Source organism: Mycobacterium sp., assembly GCF_040509115.1.
Classification (GTDB): Bacteria; Actinomycetota; Actinomycetes; order Mycobacteriales; family Mycobacteriaceae; genus Mycobacterium.
Window position 1 is genome coordinate 1 of record NZ_JBEVLO010000434.1, and the last position, 22,200, is coordinate 22,200.

19 protein-coding genes and 1 tRNA gene are annotated in these 22,200 nt (G+C 69.2%); 7 read left to right on the top strand and 13 right to left on the bottom strand.

Going from position 1 to position 22,200, the window contains the following annotated elements:
- Positions 1-4: 4 nt before the first annotated feature.
- Positions 5-80: transfer RNA gene (locus ABW137_RS29885), tRNA-Thr, on the bottom strand.
- A gap of 107 nt (positions 81-187) precedes the next feature.
- On the bottom strand, positions 188-1,408 hold the full coding sequence (locus ABW137_RS29890) for a DNA polymerase III subunit delta' (protein ID WP_526405527.1): 1,221 nt from the start codon (positions 1,406-1,408) through the stop codon (positions 188-190).
- 44 nt (positions 1,409-1,452) lie between these two features.
- Between ABW137_RS29890 and ABW137_RS29895 the strand changes: the two genes are divergently transcribed.
- A complete protein-coding gene (locus tag ABW137_RS29895; protein ID WP_526405557.1) occupies positions 1,453-3,090 on the top strand; it encodes an adenylate/guanylate cyclase domain-containing protein in 1,638 nt (545 codons plus the stop codon).
- Here the strand turns inward: ABW137_RS29895 and topA are convergent.
- The 3 genes from topA to ABW137_RS29910 all read right to left on the bottom strand — a co-directional run bounded on the left by topA (position 3,087) and on the right by ABW137_RS29910 (position 6,998).
- Positions 3,087-5,912, bottom strand: coding sequence for a type I DNA topoisomerase (topA, locus tag ABW137_RS29900; RefSeq protein WP_526405529.1), 2,826 nt, complete (start codon positions 5,910-5,912; stop codon positions 3,087-3,089). The genes ABW137_RS29895 and topA overlap by 4 nt on opposite strands.
- Before the next feature lie 133 nt (positions 5,913-6,045).
- Positions 6,046-6,636, bottom strand: a complete 591-nt coding sequence (locus tag ABW137_RS29905; RefSeq protein WP_526405531.1) for a hypothetical protein — start codon at positions 6,634-6,636, stop codon at positions 6,046-6,048.
- Between the two features lie 158 nt (positions 6,637-6,794).
- Positions 6,795-6,998, bottom strand: a complete 204-nt coding sequence (locus ABW137_RS29910) for a cold-shock protein (protein WP_526405533.1) — start codon at positions 6,996-6,998, stop codon at positions 6,795-6,797.
- Between the two features lie 266 nt (positions 6,999-7,264).
- Here ABW137_RS29910 and sftH point away from each other — a divergent pair, with 266 nt between their 5' ends.
- Together sftH and ABW137_RS29920 are read left to right on the top strand one after the other, a co-directional pair.
- Positions 7,265-9,607 (top strand): DNA 3'-5' helicase SftH, encoded by a 2,343-nt coding sequence (gene sftH / locus ABW137_RS29915; protein WP_526405559.1) that lies wholly within the window; start codon positions 7,265-7,267, stop codon positions 9,605-9,607.
- 189 nt (positions 9,608-9,796) lie between these two features.
- A complete protein-coding gene (locus tag ABW137_RS29920) occupies positions 9,797-10,843 on the top strand; it encodes a PAS domain-containing protein (protein WP_526405535.1) in 1,047 nt (348 codons plus the stop codon).
- A gap of 54 nt (positions 10,844-10,897) precedes the next feature.
- Here the strand turns inward: ABW137_RS29920 and ABW137_RS29925 are convergent, their stop codons facing one another.
- From ABW137_RS29925 to ssd, 7 genes are all read right to left on the bottom strand, one after another.
- Positions 10,898-11,206 (bottom strand): Rv3654c family TadE-like protein, encoded by a 309-nt coding sequence (locus ABW137_RS29925; protein WP_526405561.1) that lies wholly within the window; start codon positions 11,204-11,206, stop codon positions 10,898-10,900.
- A 31-nt stretch (positions 11,207-11,237) separates the two neighbouring features.
- Positions 11,238-11,591: a TadE family type IV pilus minor pilin gene (locus ABW137_RS29930; RefSeq protein WP_526405537.1), complete on the bottom strand. Its 354-nt coding sequence runs from the start codon at positions 11,589-11,591 to the stop codon at positions 11,238-11,240.
- Positions 11,588-11,791 carry a DUF4244 domain-containing protein gene (locus ABW137_RS29935; RefSeq protein WP_526405539.1) on the bottom strand — a complete coding sequence of 68 codons (204 nt, stop codon included), beginning with the start codon at positions 11,789-11,791 and terminating at the stop codon, positions 11,588-11,590. Before ABW137_RS29935 ends, ABW137_RS29930 begins: the two co-directional genes overlap by 4 nt.
- A gap of 159 nt (positions 11,792-11,950) precedes the next feature.
- Entirely contained in the window at positions 11,951-12,529 is a 579-nt protein-coding gene (locus ABW137_RS29940; RefSeq protein ID WP_526405541.1) for a type II secretion system F family protein, read from the bottom strand.
- Positions 12,526-13,302, bottom strand: coding sequence for a type II secretion system F family protein (locus tag ABW137_RS29945; protein ID WP_526405543.1), 777 nt, complete (start codon positions 13,300-13,302; stop codon positions 12,526-12,528). The genes ABW137_RS29940 and ABW137_RS29945 overlap by 4 nt, the downstream gene beginning before the upstream one ends.
- Positions 13,299-14,465, bottom strand: coding sequence for a TadA family conjugal transfer-associated ATPase (locus ABW137_RS29950; RefSeq protein ID WP_526405545.1), 1,167 nt, complete (start codon positions 14,463-14,465; stop codon positions 13,299-13,301). Before ABW137_RS29950 ends, ABW137_RS29945 begins: the two co-directional genes overlap by 4 nt.
- Positions 14,462-15,571: a septum site-determining protein Ssd gene (gene ssd, locus ABW137_RS29955; RefSeq protein ID WP_526405547.1), complete on the bottom strand. Its 1,110-nt coding sequence runs from the start codon at positions 15,569-15,571 to the stop codon at positions 14,462-14,464. The genes ABW137_RS29950 and ssd overlap by 4 nt, the downstream gene beginning before the upstream one ends.
- Before the next feature lie 437 nt (positions 15,572-16,008).
- Here ssd and ABW137_RS29960 point away from each other — a divergent pair, with 437 nt between their 5' ends.
- Complete coding sequence (locus tag ABW137_RS29960) at positions 16,009-16,878, top strand: HAD-IB family hydrolase (protein WP_526405549.1); 870 nt, start codon at positions 16,009-16,011, stop codon at positions 16,876-16,878.
- Positions 16,879-17,300: 422 nt separating this feature from the next.
- Here the strand turns inward: ABW137_RS29960 and ABW137_RS29965 are convergent, their stop codons facing one another.
- Complete coding sequence (locus ABW137_RS29965; protein ID WP_526405551.1) at positions 17,301-18,047, bottom strand: oxidoreductase; 747 nt, start codon at positions 18,045-18,047, stop codon at positions 17,301-17,303.
- 126 nt (positions 18,048-18,173) lie between these two features.
- On the opposite strand from ABW137_RS29965, the gene acs reads away from it, so the two are divergent.
- The 3 genes from acs to ABW137_RS29980 form a co-directional block, all read left to right on the top strand.
- Complete coding sequence (acs, locus tag ABW137_RS29970) at positions 18,174-20,126, top strand: acetate--CoA ligase (protein WP_526405553.1); 1,953 nt, start codon at positions 18,174-18,176, stop codon at positions 20,124-20,126.
- 134 nt (positions 20,127-20,260) lie between these two features.
- Positions 20,261-21,559, top strand: a complete 1,299-nt coding sequence (locus tag ABW137_RS29975) for a helix-turn-helix domain-containing protein (protein WP_526405562.1) — start codon at positions 20,261-20,263, stop codon at positions 21,557-21,559.
- A gap of 109 nt (positions 21,560-21,668) precedes the next feature.
- The coding region (locus tag ABW137_RS29980; protein WP_526405555.1) for an aldehyde dehydrogenase family protein at positions 21,669-22,200 on the top strand (532 nt) is incomplete at its 3' end.

Below are 22,200 nucleotides of genomic sequence, written 5' to 3' on the forward strand. Positions count from 1 at the left end.
CAGGTGGGGCCGCCTCCGGGAATCGAACCCGGGACCTTCTCATTACGAGTGAGACGCTCTACCGACTGAGCTAAGGCGGCACGCCGCGCGGGACACGTCCCGGCTGGGCGGAACGAGTCTACGTGAGCACCCGTCGCGCGCCCAAAACGAATCCCCGGGTCGCTCCGCTCCTGCCCGCCGGAACCAATCATCCCCGCAGCGCCTGACCCACCGTTGCGACCATGGCGTCGACGGCGAACTTCGGCTTGACGTTCACTGCCAACGCCTCGCGGCACTCAAGGACCGCCTCGATGCAGCGCAGCAGCCGATCGGGCGGCACGTGCCCCGCCATCGACGCCACCTTGTCGGCCATGTCGGGATGGTTGGCCTGGACGGCGCCCGCCCCCGCGGACACCAGGAGGGCGTCGCGGAAGTAGGTCGCCAGGTCGATGAGGGCGCGGTCCAGCGAGTCGCGAGACGTACGGGTCTGACGCGACTTCTGCCGTTTCTCAAGCTCGTTGAGCGCGCCTGCCGAACCACGCAGGGCGCCGGCCGCACCCTTGCCGGTGCCACCCGCGCCGAGGGCGGTGCGCAGCTCCTCGGTCTCGGCCTCGTTGCGATCGGCGGTCAGCGCCTTGGCCTCGGCCTCAGCGGTGGCCACCAATTCCTCCGCCGCGGCGTAGGCCCTGGCAGGCGTCGCCGCGTCGCGGGCCAGGCCGAGCGCACGTTCCCTGCGCTGCCGGGCATCCCCGTCGGTGGCCAGCCGCCGCGCGCGGCCGACGTGCCCGCCGCTGACCGAAGCCGCCCACGTGGCCTCGGCCTCCGAGATGCCGTCGGACTCGACGAGGACCTTGGCGATGGAGTCCAGCGACGGTGTCACCAACGCCACGTGCCGACAGCGGGACCGCAGCGTAATCGAGATGTCCTCGGGGTCGTTCGACGGCGCGCACAGCAGGAACACCGTCGACGGCGGCGGCTCCTCGACGGCCTTCAAGAGTGCATTGGCGGCCCGCTCACCGAGGCGGTCGGCGTCCTCGATGATCACGACCTGCCACCGGCCCGTCCCCGGCCTGCGGGCCGCGGTCTGAACGATGTCGCGCATGTCCCGCACGCTGATCGACAACCCCTCCGGGATGATCCGCCGCACGTCGCCGTGGGTGCCCGCCATCGTGGTGGTGCAGGCCCGGCACTCGCCACAGCCCGGAACGCCGTCAGAGGTGCACTGCAGGGCCGCAGCGAAGCACAGCGCGGCGATGGACCGACCCGAGCCCGGCGGTCCCGTGATGAGCCACGCATGCGTCATCACGCCGCCACCCGCCCCCCCGGCCAGCGGATTGTGAGCCGCATCACCGCGCGCGGCGCGCGCAGCGGCCACCAACTCGGCTTCGACGGCGTCCTGACCGACCAGACGCGAGAAAACACCGCTCATCGAGAGCAACCCTAGTGCTCACCTGCGACACTCCGTCCAGGCCGCTGACGTGCAGCGCCCGGCTGGCTCGCTCGGACCGATACGGTTGTCTCGTGACCACGCAGGCGATACCGATTGGGCGAATCACCGCATTCGTCCGATGGGTGGCGCGCACGCCGTGGCCGGTCTTCACCCTCGGCATGCTGCAGGCCGACATCATCGGCGCCCTGTTCGTGCTGGGCTTCCTGCGCTTCGGGCTACCGTCCGAAGACCGCATTCAGCTGCAGGACCTGCCCGCATTCAACCTGGCGATCTTCCTTGGCTATCTGTTCATCTCCTTCACCGTCGCCGCCTGGCTCAGCCTGAGACTGCTGATCCCCATCATCCGCTGGCAGCGGCGCGACTCCCTGCTGGGCGCCACCGACCCCGCCGTCACGGAACTGGCCAGGGTTCGCGCCCTGCGCATGCCCTACTACCGGTCGGTGATCAGCGTCTCCAACTGGTTCCTCGGCTCGGTGGTGTTCATCGTCGCCAGCTGGCCGGTGGCCAGTCACTCGGCACCCGTGGTCGCGGTCGCCACCGCGCTCGGCGCCACCGCAACGGCCATCATCGGCTACCTACAGTCCGAACGGGTGCTGCGGCCCGTCGCGGTCGCTGCGCTCCGCGGCGGCGTGCCGGAGGGCTTCCGCGCGCCGGGGGTGATCCAGCGCCAGGTACTCACCTGGGTGCTGTCGACCGGCGTGCCCGTCCTCGCCATCGTGCTGGCGCTGGTGGCCAGCAAGTTCGAGATCCTCACCGCGCCCGCCGAGCGGCTCAACACCCCTCTGCTGCTGCTCGCGATCGCCGCCCTGGTCATCGGCCTTGCGGGCACGGTGTTGGTCGCCATGTCGATCGCCGACCCCCTTCGCCAATTACGCTGGGCGCTTGGCGAAGTGCAGCGCGGCAACTACAACGCGCACATGCAGATCTACGACGCCAGCGAACTGGGCCTGCTGCAGGCCGGCTTCAACGACATGGTCCGCGACCTGGCCGAGCGGCAACGCCTGCGCGACCTGTTCGGCCGCTACGTCGGTGAGGACGTCGCCCGCCGGGCCCTGGAACGCGGCACCGAACTCGGCGGCCAGGAACGCGACGTGGCAGTCCTGTTCGTCGACCTCGTCGGCTCCACCCAGCTGGCCTCCACCCGGCCCGCAGCCGAGGTCGTGAGTCTGCTCAACGAGTTCTTTCGGGTCATCGTCGACACCGTCAACCGCCACGGCGGGTTCGTCAACAAGTTCCAGGGCGACGCGGCGCTGGCCATCTTCGGCGCCCCCATCGAACACCCGGACGCCTCGGGCGGAGCGCTGGCCGCATCCCGCGAACTGCACGACGGGCTCCTGGAAGTGTTGGGCCAGACCGACTTCGGCATCGGAGTTTCGGCCGGGCGCGCCATCGCCGGCCACATCGGCGCCCAGGCCCGCTTCGAGTACACCGTGATCGGAGACCCCGTCAACGAGGCCGCCCGCCTCACCGAGCTGGCCAAGCTCGAACGAGGCCACGTGCTGGCGTCGGCAATCGCAGTCAGTGGTGCGCTCGACGCCGAAGCGCTGTGCTGGGACGTCGGCGAGATCGTCGAGCTGCGCGGCAGGCTGGCCCCCACCCAATTGGCCCGACCGCTGAATCTTGCGGTGGCAAGCGATGTTCCGAGCCAGGTGCAGCGCTAAGCCTTCTTCGCGGCGGCCTTCTTGGCAGCGGCCTTCTTCGCGGGAGCCTTCTTCGCCGCGGTCTTCTTCGCAGCCGTCTTGGCGGGAGCCTTCTTCTTCACAGGGCCGCGGGCCCGGCGGTCGGCAAGCAGCTCGGAGGCTCGCGCATCGGTGATCGACATGACGTCGTCGCCCTTGCGCAGGCTCGCGTTGGTCTCACCGTCGGTGACGTACGGCCCGAAGCGACCGTCCTTGATCACCATCGGCTTCTCCGAGACCGGGTCGCTGCCGAGCTCGCGCAGCGGCGGCGTCGCCGCGCCCTGCCTACCCCGACGCTTGGGCTCGGAGTAGATCTTCAACGCCTCGTCGAGGGTGATGGTGAACATCTGCTCCTCATTGGCCAACGAGCGAGAGTCGGTGCCACGCTTCAAATATGGGCCGTAGCGCCCGTTCTGCGCGGTGATCTCCTCGTTGTTGGCGGGGTCGACGCCGACCACGCGGGGCAGCGACAGCAGCCGCAACGCATCCTCGAGCGTCACCGTCTCCAGATCCATCGACCGCAGCAGCGAACCGGTCCGCGGCTTCGGCCCGGTCGGCGGCTTCTTGCCCTTCTTCGCGGGCGCGCCATCGTCGGGATCGTCTGGTGGCGCGGGAAGCACCTCGGTGACGTACGGCCCGTACCGCCCGTCCTTGGCCACGATCTCGTGCCCGGACTCCGGATCGACGCCCAGCGAACGCCCCTCCTGCGGTGTGGAGAAAAGCTTCTCGGCCAGCTCGAGGGTGAGCTCGTCGGGGGTCAGCTCGTCCTTGAGGTTCGCGCGCTGAGGGGTCGGCTCGCCGTCATCGCCGGTGACCATGCGTTCCAGGTACGGGCCGTTGCGACCGACGCGGACGTTGATCGTCCGCCCCTGGTCGTCCTCGAACAGCTTGATGGAGTTGACTTCTCGCGCATCGATCTCTTCGAGGTTGCCGCCGACGAGCTTCTTGAGACCGCCCGCGCGGGCGATCGAACCGTCGACGCCGTGCTCGCCGCCGAAGTAGAAGTTGTTGAGCCAGTTGGTCCTTCGCTCGTTGCCCGAGGCGATCTCGTCGAGCTCGTCCTCCATGGCCGCGGTGAAGTCGTAGTCGACGAGGCGGCCGAAGTGCTGCTCGAGGAGTCCGATGACGGCGAACGCCACCCACGACGGGACCAGCGCGCTGCCCTTCTTGTGGACGTAGCCACGATCCTGAATCGTCTTGATGATCGACGAGTACGTCGACGGTCGTCCGATCCCCAACTCTTCGAGCGACTTGATCAACGACGCCTCGGTGTAGCGCGCGGGCGGGCTGGTGGTGTGCCCGTCGGCGGTCAGATCGGAGGCGTCGACCCGCTGTCCCTGGGTCAGGTTCGGCAGCCGGCTCTCGGCGTCGTCGGCCTCGCCGCCGGCCTGCTCGTCGAGACTCTCGACGTAGGCCTTCAGGAAGCCGGCGAAGGTGATCGTGCGGCCGCTGGAGTTGAACACGACCTGCTCGCCGGACGTCGCCGCTCCCGCGATGCGCAGACTCAGCGTGGTACCGCGCGCGTCGGCCATCTGCGAGGCCACCGTGCGCTGCCAGATCAGCTCGTAGAGCCGGAACTCGTCGTTGTCCAACGCCGAGTGCAGCTGGCCAGGCGTCTGGAACACGTCACCCGACGGCCTGATGGCCTCGTGCGCCTCCTGGGCGTTCTTGACCTTGCGGGTGTACTGGCGGGCCGTCGGATGGACGTACTCCTCGCCATAGAGCTGCCTGGCCTGGTTGCGGGCCGCATTGATCGCCGTCTCGGACAGCGTCGTCGAGTCGGTACGCATATAGGTGATGTAGCCGTTCTCGTACAGGCGCTGCGCGATGCTCATCGTGCGCTCCGACGAGAACCGCAGCTTGCGACCCGCCTCCTGCTGCAGCGTCGAGGTCATGAACGGCGCATACGGACGGCGCGTGTACGGCTTCTGCTCCACCGACGCCACGCTGAGCTGGGCGCCCCGCAGTCCTGAGGCAAGTCCGCTCGCGGCCGCTTCGTCGAGAACCAGGACCTCGTCGGGCTTGCGCACTGCGCCGAGCGAATCGAAGTCACGGCCGCTCGCCACCCGCCTGCCGTCGACGGTGCTGAGCTTGGCCGTGAACTTGGGCGGCGAGGCCTGCGGGTCCGACACGCTGGCGTCGAGCTCGGCGGTGACGTCCCAGTAGCCGGCGCTGCGGAACGCCATGCGTTCGCGCTCCCGTTGCACGATGATCCTGGTCGCCACCGACTGCACGCGGCCAGCCGACAGCTTCGGCGCGACCTTCTTCCACAGCACGGGGCTGACTTCGTAGCCGTAGAGACGGTCGAGGATGCGGCGGGTCTCCTGCGCGTCGACGAGATCGATGTCGAGGTCACGCGGGTCGTTCGCGGCCGCCTGGATCGCGGCCTCGGTGATCTCGTGGAACACCATCCGCTTGACGGGGATTTGCGGCTTGAGCGTCTCCAGCAGGTGCCACGCGATGGCCTCGCCCTCGCGGTCACCGTCCGTCGCCAGATACAGCTCGTCGACGTCCTTGAGCAGCGCCTTGAGCTCGGAGACGGTGCTCTTCTTCTCGGGGCTGATGATGTAGAGCGGCTCGAAGTCGGCGTCGACGTTCACGCCGAGGCGGGCCCACGGCTCGGACTTGTACTTCGCGGGCACGTCGGCCGCGGCCCTCGGCAGGTCGCGGATGTGTCCACGCGACGACTCGACGATGTAGCTGGAGCCCAGGTAGCCCGCGATTTTGCGCGCCTTGGTGGGCGACTCGACTATGACGAGTCGCCGAATTCGACCGTTGCCGCTGCCACCGTCCTGGTCAGCCAACTCTGTTTACGCTCCACTTCTGTGCTGCCAATCGGCGTCCGACGACCGATTCAGCGGTCTTGGGCGCCCATGGCAACTGACAATTTCGCACCCCGCGCGAGCGTACGCAAACCGGCTTCCCGAGTGGAACCGGTTAAATGCGTGGCCATTGCTCGAATGCCTCAGTATCACCCGGCGGCTCCCCCACGTTCTCTACCAGGCGCGATAGCCTCCTTCGGCCACTTATTCGCAACGCAGGACGGGCCCCGCGAGTGCCGATCAAGGTGGGTGCAATTCCAATCCGCATCATCGCCGACGCGAGTGCGGAATGCGTGTCCGGCGCGTGCGGATCCAATCCCAACAGGTATCGGTCGGCTTCCGGGCTCCCCGCCGCCAGGGTCCATGCCCGCAACTCCCGCGGACCGGGCAACCACTGCGGCGGCACCGTCTTGACCGCGCCACGCGTCCAACTCGCCGCGATGCCCGTCAACCGGGGGTCGGGCGCGGTCCGAACCAGGGGGGTGTTCTCGTCGGTGTGCCCGATCTCGGGCTGCAGACCGGCCTCGGCGATCATCTCGGCCAGTGCCTCCGCGCGCCACACCCGGTCGACCACGACCGACAGCCGCGCCGCCCGCCCAGCGCCACTGCCGACCACGACCACCTGACCCGGCGCAGCCAGGATCCCGGTCAGGTCGGCGACCGCGGGCGGCACCGACTCAGCCGAGAAGAAGGACAGCTGGCTCACCAATCCGACACTAGGCCAGCCAGGCATCCCGAACGTGACACCGTGCCGCACGTCCCAGGGTTGAAGTTCCCTGCGCTCGCGGCTACGACGCTGCCTGGCCGCCCGTCAGCGGACGACGCCGGGGTGATCGGTGGGAGCCTCCGGCCCAAGCCCCGGGCTCAAACCACGCGGACGCTCACCGCTTGCGGTCCCTTGGGGCTTTGCTCGATCTCGAACTCGACCTTCTGCTTCTCTTCCAAGGTGCGGAACCCGTTGGACTGAATCTGCTTGTAGTGGACGAATACATCACCCGAGCCGTTCTCCTGCTCGATGAATCCGAAACCCTTCTCCGGGTTGAACCACTTCACCGTTCCCTGAGGCATTTCTGCGTGTTCCTTCTATATCTCCTCGGGTGCGGCCCACCGACTTCCGGTGATTCCGGGCCCGTTCCGATCGACCGCAAACGACGTTCCCCGCGAGTGCAGACACACGAGCGCAGGAGCTGCGACCAGGCATAGTCAATCATGTAGAACGGCCCCGCGACAGAGTCGCCGCGATCGCTGTAATCGACAATTAACGCAGTGCTGAACGCCTGCTCTTCGCGCGGCGCCTGCGCCCGATACCGGGAGGATGGACAGTGTCTGAAGCGGTGCCCGGCCGGTCATCCGACTTCGGTCGCGAGCTGCTCGCCTGCGCCGTCGACGGCACCGATCCCGACGAGCACCCCCTGCGCCACGTCTCGGACCTGGCATCCCGGCAGGCCCGGCAGGCGGCGTGGCCGTCGTGGGCCGATCCCGACGTCGTGCGCGCCTTCACCGACCGCGGCATCACCGCGCCGTGGTCCCATCAGGTCGCCGCCGCCGACCTCGCCCACTCGGGGCGCCACGTCGTGCTCAGCACTGGCACCGCGTCAGGCAAGTCGCTGGCCTACCAGCTGCCGATCCTGTCGACGATGGCGTCGGATCGGCGCGCACGGGCGCTATATCTCTCGCCGACGAAGGCACTCGGTCACGATCAGCTCCGCGCCGCCCAATCGCTGGTGGGCGCCGTCGAGCGGCTCTCCGACGTCGCCCCTGGTCCCTATGACGGCGACAGCTCACAGGACGCGCGCAGATTCGCCCGCGAGAACTCGCGGTGGATCTTCTCCAATCCCGACATGATCCACCTGTCGATGCTGCGCAACCACGCGCGCTGGGCGGTGTTCCTTCGGAATCTGAAGTTCGTCGTCGTCGACGAATGCCACTACTACCGCGGCATGTTCGGTTCCAACGTCGCGATGGTGCTGCGCCGCCTGGTCCGGCTGTGCGAGCGCTACGCGCCGGGCGGCGGGACCGGTCCGACCGTGATCTTCGCAAGTGCGACGACGTCGGCTCCCGGGGCGACGGCGTCGGAGTTGCTGGGGCACACCGTGACCGAGGTGACCGACGACGGCTCGCCGCAGGGCGGCCGCACGGTGGCTCTGTGGGAACCGGCGCTGCGCGACGACGTCGTTGGAGAGAACGGCGCTCCGGTGCGGCGGTCGGCGGGGGCGGAAGCCGCGCGGGTGATGGCCGACCTGATGACAGAAGGCGCCAGAACGCTGACGTTCGTCCGGTCCCGGCGCGGTGCCGAGCTCACGGCACTCGGGGCGCGCGCCCGACTGGAAACCGTCGCGCCCGAGCTCGTCGACCTCGTCGCGTCCTACCGCGCCGGGTACCTCGCCGAGGACCGGCGGGCACTCGAGCGTGCCCTGACCGACGGCGAGCTCCGCGGACTCGCCACCACCAACGCGTTGGAGTTGGGGGTCGACATCGCAGGCCTGGACGCGGTGGTGTTGGCGGGATTCCCAGGCACGGTCACCTCGTTCTGGCAGCAGGCCGGGCGCGCGGGTCGACGCGGGCAGAGCGCACTGATCGTGCTGATCGCCCGCGACGACCCGCTCGACACCTTCCTGGTGCACCACCCGGCCGCGCTGCTCGACAAGCCGATCGAACGCGTCGTCATCGATCCGACCAACCCGTACGTCCTTGGCCCGCAGTTGCTTTGCGCTGCCGCCGAGCTGCCACTGACCGACGCCGAGGTGCGGGTATGGAACGCCGAGACGGTGGCCAAGGCGCTCGTCGACGACGGCCTGCTGCGGCGTCGCCCATCCGGCTACTTCCCCACGCCCGGTGTGGATCCCCATCCCGCCGTCGACATCCGGGGCTCCTCCGGTGGCCAGATCGCGATCCTGGAGACCGGCACGGGTCGGATGCTCGGCAGTACCGGCGCTGGCCAGGCTCCTTCGTCGGTGCATCCCGGGGCCGTGTACCTGCATCAGGGTGAGAGCTACGTCGTCGACTCACTCGACTTCGAGGAGGGCATTGCCTTCGTCCGGCCGGACGACCCCGGCTATTCGACCTCGGCCAGGGAGCTCACCGACATCACGGTCACCGGCCAGGGTGAGCGGCGAACTTTCGGGCAGGTGACCGTCGGCGTGGTGCCAGTTTCGGTGAGCCACACGGTGATCGGCTATCTGCGCCGCAGACTCAATGGCGAGGTGATCGACTTCGTCGAACTCGACATGCCGACCCAAACCCTGGAGACGGTGGCGGTGATGTGCGTCTTCGAGCCCGAGGTGTTGCAGGACAACGGAATCGACGACGTCCGCGTCCCCGGCTCGCTGCACGCCGCCGAGCACGCGGCCATCGGCTTGCTGCCGCTGGTCGCCAGCTGCGATCGGGGTGACATCGGCGGCGTGTCCACGGCCGTCGGCCCGGAGACGGGCACGCCGACGATCTTCGTCTACGACGGCCATCCCGGCGGCGCAGGTTTCGCCGATCGGGGCTTCCGTCAGCTGAGCACCTGGTGGGGCGCGACGGCGGCGGCGATCGAGGCATGCGAATGTCCGATGGGATGTCCGTCGTGCGTCCAGTCGCCCAAGTGCGGCAACGGCAACGATCCGCTGGACAAGGCCGGGGCGGTGCGGGTGCTGCGACTGGTGCTCGGCGAGTTGGCGAGACACGGAGCGTGACGGCAAACGGTCGCACGACGCGATCCGTTGCCAGATCCGGTCGCCCGCGGCACGGTCGCAGAATGCCTCTGAGCATGGGCGTCGCACCTCGCCGGTCCCCCTACGGCAGTTCAAGATCACGCCGATAGCCCAGCTCACGACTAATTTCGTCGCACCGGACGCTCCGTCAGCCGACGGTAGGATGCAGCCATGACACCCGACTGGCTCCTCGTGGAGACCCTCGGTGCCGAACCCGCCGTCGTCGCGCACGGCCTGCAAACCCACAATCTCGTCCCCATCAGCGCTTTCCTGGGCCGCAACCCCAATCTGATGGCGATCCAGACCGCGATCGGCGAGACCGTGCACGCGGGGAAGGCGCTGAGCAGCCTCACCCCGAAGCACGACCGCGTGATTCGCACCGAGGTGGTGCAGATGACCGACGGGCGCATTCACGGCGTGCACGTCTGGATCGGCCCGCTGGACGCGGACCCGCCGGAGCGCCAGGTGCCAGGGCCGTTGAAGTGGGACCTCACCAACGGGGTTGCCACGGACACGCCGGAGTCGCTGTTGAACAGCGGTCGCGATCCCGCCGCCGAAAGGACGCATGGCCGCGCGTTCGCCGAGGACCTTCCGACCCGCGACCTACACCCCGACGAGGCCAAGGTTCTCGCCGTCGCCATCAAACCGGAGGCGGGTCGCACCTTCTGCAGCACGTGGGACATCGCCGACCATCGGGGCAAGCCCATCACCGTCGGGTTCGTCGCCCGCGTGCTCGTCGAGCCCGACGACAGTGGGCACGACGCACTGATCTGCCGGGCCATGAACTGGCGGAGCGTCCGGGACGAATCGACGCCGCCTAACGACCTGGGCCAACGGATCATCAACGGGCTGGCCCAGCCTGGCGTGCATCGGGCACTGGTCGACCTGCAGACGTGGACGCTGTTGAAGTGGCTCGACGAGCCGTGCCCGTTCTACGACTGGCATGCCACGGCCGATGGCGACTCACTGGTGCATCCCGACGACGGGCCCGAAATGGCATCCATGACAATCGACTTCGACTCGGGGGAGGCGTCGGGGGTACTGCGCCTGCGGGCGGTCGACGGCGGCTGGACACCGATTCACGTCACCGTGCGCCGCGTCGAGATCGGCGACGATCTCTACGCAGGACTGCTGTCCTTGCGGCTACCCACCGACGACGAGTTGGTCCACCTGCCGCGCGAGGCGGTCGCACGTTCCGAGAGGGCAGCGCGCACGTAGGCGGGGCGGCCGGTCGGACCGCGGCTGGCCGGTCGGACCGCGGCTGGCCTCACCTCACCCCCCTTCTGCGGGCCCGGCTCGCGCGGCACCCCGAGCCACCTGAATTCCCCATCGCCCCAACGAGATTGGCACGTCCACGGCCACCACCACGTCGAGGTCTTCAAGCGTGCACTCGGCGACGGTGGCCTTCATCGCCTCTGCTACCGAGGAAGCCGAATCGCAGGCCGTTTGCCGACCAGCCGCCACGCTCCCCGCCGCGGCCAGTGCGGCGAGGTCGGCGGCGGCTTGCGCCCGATGCCTGGCGACCAGGGCCGAACCGACGGCCGCTCCGACCGCCGTCATCATGACGAGCACGGTCAGCATCGCCGCTGCCACGATGCTGGCCGAGCCGCGCTCAGACACCGGGCTCCATCATCGCCACCGACTCCGCCGCGACGGTCAGACCGGGCATCATGGTGGCGGCGCTGACCCGCGCCACCACGAACGGACCGTCGCGACTCAAGTCCAACACCGCACCGGCCGGCCCCACTCGGCGAGCCGCGTCCGACGCGGCACCCTGGTCACCGCGCGCCGCCAGTCGCGCCGCCTCGCGCGACGAGTCGACGCAGCGCACCTGCATTCCGACCGCGCTCAGTCCGCCCGCGCACAGCACCAGCACGACGGCGAGCGACGCGACGGCGAACGCCGCCTCGACCGTGACGCTGCCCGAGTCCGAGCGGAAGCCGGTGCGCCTGCTCGCCCGAGTCACACGTTCGTGTTGAGCGCCCTGCTGATGATGTTGGTGAGCGCGCTGACGATCGAGTCGCCCGTGACCACGGTGTAGAGGATGGCTCCGAAGGCCGCTGCCGCGACGGTCCCGATGGCATACTCCACCGTCGACATGCCCGATTCGTCGGTGACCACCACCGTCAACCGCGCCTGCGCTCGGCGAAGGAGCCGCTCCGCCATCCCATCGCCATCGCCATCGCCATGGCCCACGCCGCTCACTTTTCCGCGGCTCGCTTTCCCGCTGCCCTCTTGCCAGCTGCTCACTGCCCCGCCCTTCGTCATCGCCGTTCCCCGTTCTCTCCGCGCCCGCAGCCAACCCACGGGCAAACCCGAATGCGTTCACCACACCCCCGACCGCAAAACGTCGCCTGCCAAACCCACGACCACGGGCACCAGGCCCAGACAGACGAACGCGGGCAGGTAGCACAGCCCGAGCGGGCCTGCGATGAGGACCGACGCGCGTTCGGCGGCACCCTTCGCCGCGTCGGCCGCGTCTTGTCTGGACTGGTCGGCGAGTTCGCGGACCGCTTGCGCCAGTGCGGTACCCGACGCGGCGGATCGCCTGGCCAGTCGGCACAGGGTCTCGACGTGGTCGTCGTGCGCGTCCGCAGGGTGCGACCACGCCGTTTCCGCATCCGCGCCCAACGCCAACAACTGCCCGGCGCGTTCGAGGACGACGGCCAGTGACCTGGGTGCCGTCGGCGCGGTGGCACACGCGGCACTCGCCACCGCCATCCCCGACGACAGGCACGCACCGAACACGTCGAGCGCCGACGCGACGGCCAGCGGATCGTCGGACCCGTCGCGGCCCTTGTCGATCGCTGCCGCACCCGGTTGCGCACGCCTCGGCAGACGCCTGTCCGATCGCTGCCCGGATACGAGCAGCGCCATCGCGAGAAGCACCGCCGACCAGATCATTTCAGCACCCCAGCGACTATTCGATCGGACCAGCAGAGGCCGGCGCAGGCCAGCGCGACGCCAATGAGCAAGAGCCAGCCACCGACGCGGTCGAACAACAAGAACCGCACCGGGTCGGCACCGATGAGGTGCCCCATCCCCACCCCGAGGATCGGGAGTCCAGCGAGTATCGCCGCGGTGGCGCGCGCACCCGCCGTGGCCGCCATGACGCGCGACGCGAACCGCTCCCGCTCCACGATGTCGTTCTGCGCCGTCCGCATCAGGGCGACGATCGCCAGGCCCTGTGTCTGCGCCAGCCTCCAGTACACCGACAGGCGCTCCCAGTGGCCGGGCAGCCCGGACTGTCTCGCCACCGCGAGCAAACCCGCGGCGACGTCCGCGCCCAGTCGCGCGCGGGCCGCGACCGCCCGCAGCGCGAGCGCGGTGGGGCCGTCGACCTCGGCCGCGGCGGTCTCGAACGCGACGACGGGATGGACCCCCACCCGCAGCTCGCCCACCAGCACGCCCAGCGCCCCCTGCAGCGCGACCGCCTCGGCGTCCCGGCGAGCCCGCGCAGCGGCGCCTCGGCGTCGAGTGACGGCTGCCGCCAAGACGATTGCGCCAGCGGCGACCGCTGTCGGCGGCGCAACCAGACTCAGCGCTCCCACCCCGACGGCGATCGTCACCACCAGCCGGCCAGCCGGCCGAGAAGGCCGATGCAAGCCCAGTCGACGCGTTGGCGGACCAGGTGCGACGAGCAGCGCCGCGGCGAGCGCGAGCGCCGCGACGCTCACGGCCGCCCCCTGGCGGCCAGCAGCGTCCGCAACGAGGTGATGCCGGAGTCGCACCCGCGATCCGCCCGCCACGCACTGATGGCCGCCACCATCCCGTCGCCGCCGCGGTGCAGAACCGCGATCTCCTCGAGCCTGCGCCTGCCCGTGACGTCCCTGCCGACGTGCAGAACCACGTGCACCGCCGCTGCGAGCTGGCTGTGCAACGCGGCCCGATCCAGGCCGCCGAGCGCTGCGAGCGCCTCCAGCCGGGCGGGCACTTCGGCGGGGCTGTTGGCGTGCACCGTGCCAGCGCCGCCGTCGTGTCCGGTATTCAGCGCGGCGAGCAGATCGACTACCTCGCCGCCGCGCACCTCCCCGACGACGATGCGGTCGGGGCGCATTCGCAGAGCCTGGCGCACCAGGTCGCGGACCGTGACCGCGCCGGCCCCTTCCACGTTGGCGTAGCGGGCTACCAGGTTGACCAGATGCGGATGGTCGGGGGCCAACTCGGGCGCATCCTCGACGCACACGATCCGCTCGTCGACCCCGACGGCGCCGAGGGCCGCCGAGAGAAGGGTGGTCTTGCCTGCACCGGTGCCGCCGGAAACGAGGAACGCCATTCTGGCCGCGATGACGTCGCGGACCAGCGGTACGGCGTCCTTCGCGATCGCACCCGACCGTGCCAACGCGGCGAGGTCCTGGGTGGCGGGGCGCAGCACGCGCAGGGACAGGCAGGTGCCCGCCGGTGCAATCGGTGGGAGTACGGCGTGGAGTCTGACGGTGAATCCACCGTCGCCCAGCCCGGTGAGCTGCCCGTCGACCCACGGCTGCGCCTCGTCGAGCCTGCGGCCCGCCGCGAGCGCCAACCGCTGTGCCAGCCTGCGGACCGCGGCTTCGTCGGCGAAGCGGACGGCGCTGCGCCGAAGGCCCCTTCCGTCGTCCACCCACACCGCATCCGGCGCCGAGACCAATACGTCAGTGGTTCCCTCGGCGCACAGCAGCGGCTCGAGAATCCCCGCCCCTGTCAGTTCGGTCTGCAGCAGGTGCAGGTTGGCCAGAACGTCTGCGTCCCCAAGCACTCCGGAGGATTCCGCGCGTATCGCTGCCGCGACCACGTTGGGCCGAAGCGGCGCTGACTCTGCGGCGAGTCGTTCCCTGACCCGCTCGACGAGTGAGGAACTCACGCCGCCTCCCGCTCCCGCGCGGGGGCAGGTTGGGCGTGCAGCACCCCGAGGACGCGCCGCGCCGCAGCCGCCAGCGGTGACCGGCGGCGTGGGCGAAGGCCGTGGCGCTCGAGTTCGGCCGCCAATCCGGGCTGCGGTCGCATCGCAGCAAGCACCGGCAGGCCGGTGAGGCGCGCGACGTCGGCCGAGCGGAGTCCGCCTGGCGCGGGTCCCCGCACCACGAGGCCCACGTTCGGGTTGGTGTCGACGAGCCATTGCGTCATCGCGGCGGTGGACGCGCACGACCGCACGTCGGCCGGCGTGACGAGCGCGACCAGATCCGCGAGGTCCAGCGCGGCCTCCACTGCGGCGGTCACGCGTCGCGGAAGGTCGCAGACGATGGTGGCCCCACCCCGGCGGCCGCCGTCGATCACCGCATCGAGCGCGCGGGGATCGACGTCGCCCCCGGCGCGTCCGGCGGACAGCACGGCGATGCCGTGGCGGGACGGCAGCGCCGCACTGAGTGCCTCGTAACCGACTCGGCCCGTCCCCAACGTCACATCAGGCCAGCGAAGCCCCGGACTGCCCTCGGCACCAAGGGTCAGGTCGATCCCTCCGCTCCACGGATCGACGTCCAGGAGCAGCGCACCGGTCGCGACGTGGGCGAGCGAAGTTGCGAACACCGATGCCCCTGCGCCGCCACGCCCACCGATCACGGCGATGACGGACCCTGGCCGATCGACGTCCGGACGCCGTTGGGTGGCATCGGACAGCTCGGCGACGAGCTGGGACTCCTCGTCCGGCAGCGTTAGAACACGTTGTGCACCAACGGCTATCACGGACTGCCACTCGCCGTCGTCCGGTGCCGTGCGGCCGATGACGAGCACGCGGTCCCGGCGCGGCAGGTCGAGGCGGGCGCAGCGGCGGGCCCCGTCGAGGTCGAGGACGACGGCAGACGCACTGGTCCAGACCTTGCGGCTGGACGGCTCGCCCGCGTGAACGACGTGCACGCCCGCCGCGGCGGCGACCCGGTCGACGTCCCGGCGCAACACCGGATTGGCGACCAGGCACAGAATGCCGGTGTCGTTGCGCACTCGAGGCGCGGTGGGGGGCTTGCTGGTGCTCACCCCGCCACTGTGGGGCGCGGGTCCGACGCGGCGCCATGCCCCCGGCGGAATCTGTGGATGAACCCGCGTCTGTGGATGGCCCAAACCGCGCTGGATAGCCCAATTGGCCTATACCACCTGCGCAAACACTGGAAATCCCCGTGCCGCAAATCTGGCAAATGAGTTTTTGACTTACCCGGAAAAAGGGACGACCCCCGCCAGGGGGGAGGAGGCGGAGGTCGTCGTGTATCAGCCCCGGGGGGTCGGGCTGATCCACACCCGGCATAAGCCGAGTAATGATCACTATACACATGTCAATGCGCGGCAGCGCAAGTCATGAGATCCCGCCGAGTCGGGGCCGAAATCACACGGTGACCAGGAATATTACAGCCCAAGACAGGTGACGCAGACTGCCACTTCTCCGGCGTCGGGAGACTCGCCCGAAACACGCGACGCATATGCTGGAATCCGTGACCGCATCCGGTTCGGACTCCGCCGACGCGACCGAGGCACCTGCGTGGCCCCCGACCGATCCGCCGATTCGCACGGCTGCGTTCTTCGATCTCGACAAGACGGTGATTGCGAAGTCAAGCACTCTGGCGTTCAGCAAACCCTTCTTCAACGAAGGACTGATTAACCGCCAGGCGGTGCTCAAGTCGACCTACGCGCAGTTCCTGTTCCTCATGTCGGGCGCCGACCACGAGCAGATGGACCGGATGCGCTCGTACATCACCAATATGTGCACCGGGTGGAACGTCGAGCAGGTGAAGTCGATCGTCGGCGAGACACTGCATGACATCGTCGACCCCCTCGTCTTCGTCGAAGCCGCCAATCTCATTGCCGACCACAAACTCTGCGGGCGCGACGTCGTCGTCGTGTCGGCGTCCGGCGAGGAGATCGTCGCTCCCATCGCCCGCGCCCTCGGCGCCACCCACGCGATGGCCACCAGGATGGTCGTCGAAGACGGCAAGTACACCGGCGACGTCGCCTTCTACTGCTACGGCGAAGGCAAGGTCGAGGCGATTCGGGAACTCGCCGCCCGCGAGGGATATTCACTCGACCACTGCTATGCCTACTCGGACTCCATCACCGACCTGCCGATGCTCGAGGCGGTCGGCCACCCCGCGGTCGTCAATCCCGATCGCGCCCTGCGCAAGGAGGCGTCGACCCGCGACTGGCCGGTGCTCGTGTTCTCCAGGGCCGTGTCGCTGAGGGACCGCATCGGCGCGCCATCCGGGGCGGCCGTCGCCACGTCGGTCGCGGTCGGCGCGAGTGCGCTGGCGGCTGGCGCTCTGACCTACTCCCTGTTGCGTCGCTACCTGTTCTGACCCGTCGACACCACCACGCGCACCGGATTGCTGGCGACCGTTAGTAACGATCCGACGACTTGGCCGGATTGACACTTGATGTGACCGCGGTCACGGAGTACAAAGGAGTCACGGAAGCCGAGCAAGGCCAAGGTCGGACCAGAAGAGAAGGTCCGCCCTCCCGAGTGAGGCATCCCAGCACGGAACCCGGCACCCACGCGGAGCACACACCGCGATAATGGTAAAAGTGTTGCGGGCCTGCGTAATTGGGAATAGCGGACGCCAAGCACCGACCCCTTGGGTGGGGTCAGCAGCCGTAGCGCACTCCAAGAACGCCGAGGCCACCCACGCAGCCCACAAAGCACGCTTGGTAACCGGAGCTCCGTGCTAGCGGGCGGCGAGCCGATTCAATCGGAGCGTCGCCCGCTTCATTTGCTAGACGGTCACTTCCCCGCCGCCTCGGCAATCGTCAGCGCCTCCCGCGCGCCAGCCACCATCGCGCGACTGCCGTTGACGAACCATGCCGCAAGCCCGTCGGGCGTACCCGACTCGAATCCGCGCGCGGCGGCACGGTAGTCACCCGACTGGCGCATCCAGAACATCTCCGGCACCCCAAGACCGTGGGTGTCCAGACCGCTGGCGATCGTCGCCAACCTCGAGACCCCGCGCGCCACCACTCCGTCGGCCACTCCGAAGGGTGCCAACGTCAGCAGCTCGCCGTGCACGACCCCGGCCACCACCAGGGCAGGAACGCGGGTGGTCGTCACGACGTCCGCCAACAGCTCGAGCCGACGCCCCACACCCGGCGCGTCACGTGGCCGGCCCAGCCGGTCGTCGGCGGCCAGATCGGCGGCGGCCAGGGCGTGAAGCCGGGCGATCGCCTGCAGCGGGGCCCGCTTCCACACCCCGACCAGCGACGTGGCTCCGCCCTCGAGAGCCTCGGCGACGCGAAGCGCACCTGCCAGCACGGGGTCGGCATCTTCGTCGGCACTGATCGAGAGCGACCCGCCGTCCAAGACGGACGACGCCCGCGCCGCGCGCATCGCTGCCTCGGCAGCGGTCGCGGGCCAGCCCCGCCGGTTCGTGCGATGACGGTGCGCCTTCGCCAATGCCTCACGGGCCTCGTCGGCGGCTTCGGCCACCCCGGGGAGTTCCGCCAAGGGGGCGAGCGGGTCGGTCGGGGCAGCCACGACAGGACACGCTAGTCGACCGTTGGACCCGCCTACCCGCTCGTTCGGCGCGCGACGGGCACCGTCCGCAGCCGTCGTTGTGACTTGCCAATGTCGAAGCGAAGGACGGTGACTACGCTCACAAGCATGTCCGATCACGACACCGACGTCCTGTCCGTTTATTCGCCGCCGCCGGGTTTCGCGGAGCAGGCCAACGCGACGGCCGAGCTCTACGACCAGGCCGAGGCCGACCGGCTGGCGTTCTGGGCCGAGCAGGCCAACCGACTGCACTGGGCGACCCCGTTCACCGAGGTCCTGGACTGGTCGCAGGCACCGGTCGCCAAATGGTTCGCCGACGGCCAGCTCAACGTGGCCTACAACTGCGTCGACCGCCACGTCGAAGCAGGCAACGGCGACCGCGTCGCCATCCACTGGGTCGGCGAACCGGTCGACGACCAACGCACCATCACCTACGCCGAGTTGAAGGACGAGGTCGCCAAGGCCGCCAACGCCCTGACCGACCTCGGCCTCGTCGCGGGCGACCGCGTCGCGATCTACATGCCGATGGTGCCCGAGGCGATCGTGGCGATGCTGGCCTGCGCCCGCCTCGGCGCCATGCACTCGGTGGTCTTCGCCGGATACTCCGCGACCGCGCTCAAGGCTCGCATCGAAGACGCCGAGGCCAAATTGGTCATCACCACCGACGGCCAATACCGCCGCGGCAAGGCCGCCTCCCTGAAGGAGGCCGTCGACGAAGCAGTCGAGGCGTCCGACTCCGTCGAGAAGGTGCTCGTCGTCAAGCGCACCGGCATCGACGTCGGGTGGACCGAGGGCCGCGACCTGTGGTGGCACGACGTCGTCGACGGCGCCTCCACCGAACACACCCCCGAAGCGTTCGACGCCGAACACCCCCTGTTCCTGCTCTACACCTCCGGCACCACCGGCAAGCCCAAGGGCATCCTGCACACCACCGGCGGCTACCTCACCCAGTCGTCGTACACCCACTTCAACGTCTTCGACGTCAAACCCGACACCGACGTCTACTGGTGCACCGCCGACATCGGCTGGGTCACCGGCCACACCTACATCGTCTACGGCCCGCTCTCCAACGGCGTCACCCAAGTCGTCTACGAGGGCACCCCGGCCTCGCCCACCGAGCACCGCCACTTCCAGATCATCGAAAAGTACGGCGTCACCATCTACTACACGGCCCCGACGCTGGTGCGCACCTTCATGAAGCTGGGCCGCCAGATCGCCGCCGAACACGACCTGTCGAGCCTGCGACTGCTCGGCTCGGTCGGCGAACCCATCAACCCCGAAGCGTGGCGCTGGTACCGCACCGTCTTCGGCGCCGACCAGACCCCCATCGTCGACACCTGGTGGCAAACCGAGACCGGCGCCATCATGATCTCCCCGCTGCCCGGGGTCACCGACACCAAGCCGGGGTCGGCCATGACCCCGCTGCCGGGCATCTCCGCGATCATCGTCGACGACGACGGCAACCAGTTGGAGCCGGGCACCGACCACGGCGAACAAGCCAGCGGCTACCTGGTGCTCGACAAGCCGTGGCCGTCGATGCTGCGCGGCATCTGGGGCGACCTCGAACGCTTCAAGGACACCTACTGGTCACGCTTCGCCGAGCAGGGCTGGTACTTCGCCGGCGACGGTGCCCGCTACGGCAAGGACGGCGAGATCTGGGTCCTCGGCCGCATCGACGACGTCATGAACATCTCCGGACACCGCATCTCCACCGCCGAGGTCGAATCCGCCCTCGTCGGACACTCCGGAGTCGCCGAAGCCGCCGTCGTCGGCGCCACCGACGAACACACCGGCCAAGCCATCTGCGCCTTCGTCATCCTCAAGGCGTCAGCTCATGGCGGCGCCGAGAACATGGTCGAAGAACTGCGCGCCGAGGTGGCCAAGGAGATCTCCCCCATCGCCCGACCCCGCGAAATCCACGTCGTCCCCGAACTCCCCAAAACCCGCAGCGGCAAGATCATGCGACGCCTCCTCCGCGACGTCGCCGAAGGCCGCGAACTCGGCGACACCTCCACCCTCCTCGACCCCAGCGTCTTCGAAGCCATCAGCGCAGCCAAATAGGTACCTCGGAACGCATGGATGACCGCGCCACCAGTCCCTGTCCGTGGGCCACGAAGGTGGGTTATGGTGGCGCCACGCATGACGTCGGTACGTCGATGCGAGGAGCGTGATGGTCGGTGGGTATATCCAGGGCGATGGGTGGGGCGTCGTTGATTGGAGCCGAAACCCGTGTGCCCGCGGCCGAACTTCGCGCCGTCCACGAACTGTTCGTGGCAGGTGAAGTCGACGCCAGCTATCTGAAGTCCATCCCGCTGCGCCGGATCGTCGCCGAGAGCTGGCAACGCAGTCTGGCCAGCCGGGTGGACCCCGATCGCGGAGGCGCGCAATCCTCCGACCTCGCCCAGAGCATCGCCAGGATGCGCGAGGCGCACCCGCTGGCATCGGCGCTCCCGGTGATCCGCCGGCTGCTCGTCGAGGACGCGGAGTCCTCCGGCGTCATGGTCGCCATCTCCGCGGCCGACGGCACCCTGCTGTGGGTCGAGGGCGACAAGACCGCCTGCCGCAAGGCCGAGGCGATGAACTTCGTCCCCGGCGCCGACTGGAGTGAACGCGGCGCAGGCACCAACGCGCCTGGCACTGCACTGGCGCTGGACGCCGAGCTGCAGATCCGCGGCAGCGAACACTTTTCCCGCATCGTTCAACCGTGGAGTTGCACGGCGGTGCCGGTGCACGATCCTGGCACCGGAGCACTGATCGGTGCGATCGACCTCACCGGCGGCCCCGAGGTCTCCTCACCGCAGACACTGGCGCTGGTGCGCGCGACGGTGGTGGCCGTCGAGAATCATCTCGCGCTGGTGCGGCTGATGGATCCGATGCCCGCCGAGACACCCGTCGCGCTGCCGCGGCTCCAGGTCCTTGGCGCCGACCGCCCGCAGTGGCACGTGACCGATGACCGCGGGCACCTGCACCGGGCCATCCTTACCGGCAGGCACGCCGACATCCTCGTCCTGCTCAGCCGCCACCCCGAGGGTCTCAGCGCCGACCACCTCGCAATGCTGCTCGACGACAAGGACCTCGACGTCGTCACCATCCGCGCCGAGATGTCCCGGCTGCGCAGGGTCATCGGCCCGGAGTTCATCTCCTCCCGGCCGTACCGGCTGATGGCCCCCATCACCAGCGACGTCGATGCAGTGTTCGACGCCCTGTCCGCGGCCGACGTCGTCGCCGCGTTCGATCTGTATCCGGGGCCGCTGCTGCCCCAGTCGGTGTCGCCCGCCATCGCCCGGTTGCGGACCGAACTCACTACCAGCCTGCGTGGCGCGGTCCTGGCGACGGGAAGCCTTCCGCTGCTGCGCCGCTGGTTGGAGTCACCGGAGGGCCGCGACGACCGTGACGGCTGGCGGCTGCTCCGCGACAGCTCCCATTCGACGTCGGTCATCCGGGCCCAGGCGCATGGCCACCTCGCAGGCCTGGACTCCGAGCTCGGTACCTGAGCCCGTCCGGTCCGGGTTGCGTGCATCCGTGCAACGGTGATGCAACCCCCCGCCGCCTACCTTGAGTGACGACCGACACATTTGTCGCCCTGGTGTAGGAGAGGAATCCATGACCGTTTACGCGCGCCCCGGTACCGAAGGCTCGTTAGTGACCTTTGAGTCCCGCTACGACAACTACATCGGCGGTGAGTGGGTGGCCCCGACCAAGGGCCTCTACTTCGAGAACCCGACGCCCGTGACCGGCAAGGTGTTCTGCGAGGTCGCTCGCTCCGACGAGTCCGACATCGACAAGGCACTGGACGCCGCGCACGCCGCCGCACCGGCCTGGGGCAAGGCCTCGCCCGCCGAGCGCGCCGGCGTCCTCAACAAGATCGCCGACCGCATCGAAGAGAACCTCGAGTCGATCGCCGTCGCCGAGTCGTGGGACAACGGCAAGCCCGTCCGCGAGACGCTGAACGCCGACATCCCGCTGGCCGTGGATCACTTCCGCTACTTCGCGGGAGCCCTTCGCGCACAAGAGGGTTCGCTGTCCCAGATCGACGAGGACACCGTCGCCTACCACTTCCACGAGCCACTCGGCGTCGTCGGCCAGATCATCCCGTGGAACTTCCCGATCCTGATGGCCGTCTGGAAGCTGGCCC

What these genes read in the sequence shown, in the direction of transcription:
- ABW137_RS29960 (WP_526405549.1), top strand. Translation starts at nt 16,009, where the DNA reads ATGCTGGAATCCGTGACCGCATCCGGTTCGGACTCCGCCGACGCGACC.
- ABW137_RS29890 (WP_526405527.1), bottom strand. Translation starts at nt 1,408, where the DNA reads ATGAGCGGTGTTTTCTCGCGTCTGGTCGGTCAGGACGCCGTCGAAGCC.
- acs (WP_526405553.1), top strand. Translation starts at nt 18,174, where the DNA reads ATGTCCGATCACGACACCGACGTCCTGTCCGTTTATTCGCCGCCGCCG.
- ABW137_RS29975 (WP_526405562.1), top strand. Translation starts at nt 20,261, where the DNA reads ATGGGTGGGGCGTCGTTGATTGGAGCCGAAACCCGTGTGCCCGCGGCC.
- ABW137_RS29920 (WP_526405535.1), top strand. Translation starts at nt 9,797, where the DNA reads ATGACACCCGACTGGCTCCTCGTGGAGACCCTCGGTGCCGAACCCGCC.
- ABW137_RS29940 (WP_526405541.1), bottom strand. Translation starts at nt 12,529, where the DNA reads ATGATCTGGTCGGCGGTGCTTCTCGCGATGGCGCTGCTCGTATCCGGG.
- ABW137_RS29925 (WP_526405561.1), bottom strand. Translation starts at nt 11,206, where the DNA reads ATGCTGACCGTGCTCGTCATGATGACGGCGGTCGGAGCGGCCGTCGGT.
- ABW137_RS29910 (WP_526405533.1), bottom strand. Translation starts at nt 6,998, where the DNA reads ATGCCTCAGGGAACGGTGAAGTGGTTCAACCCGGAGAAGGGTTTCGGA.
- ABW137_RS29935 (WP_526405539.1), bottom strand. Translation starts at nt 11,791, where the DNA reads ATGGCGGAGCGGCTCCTTCGCCGAGCGCAGGCGCGGTTGACGGTGGTG.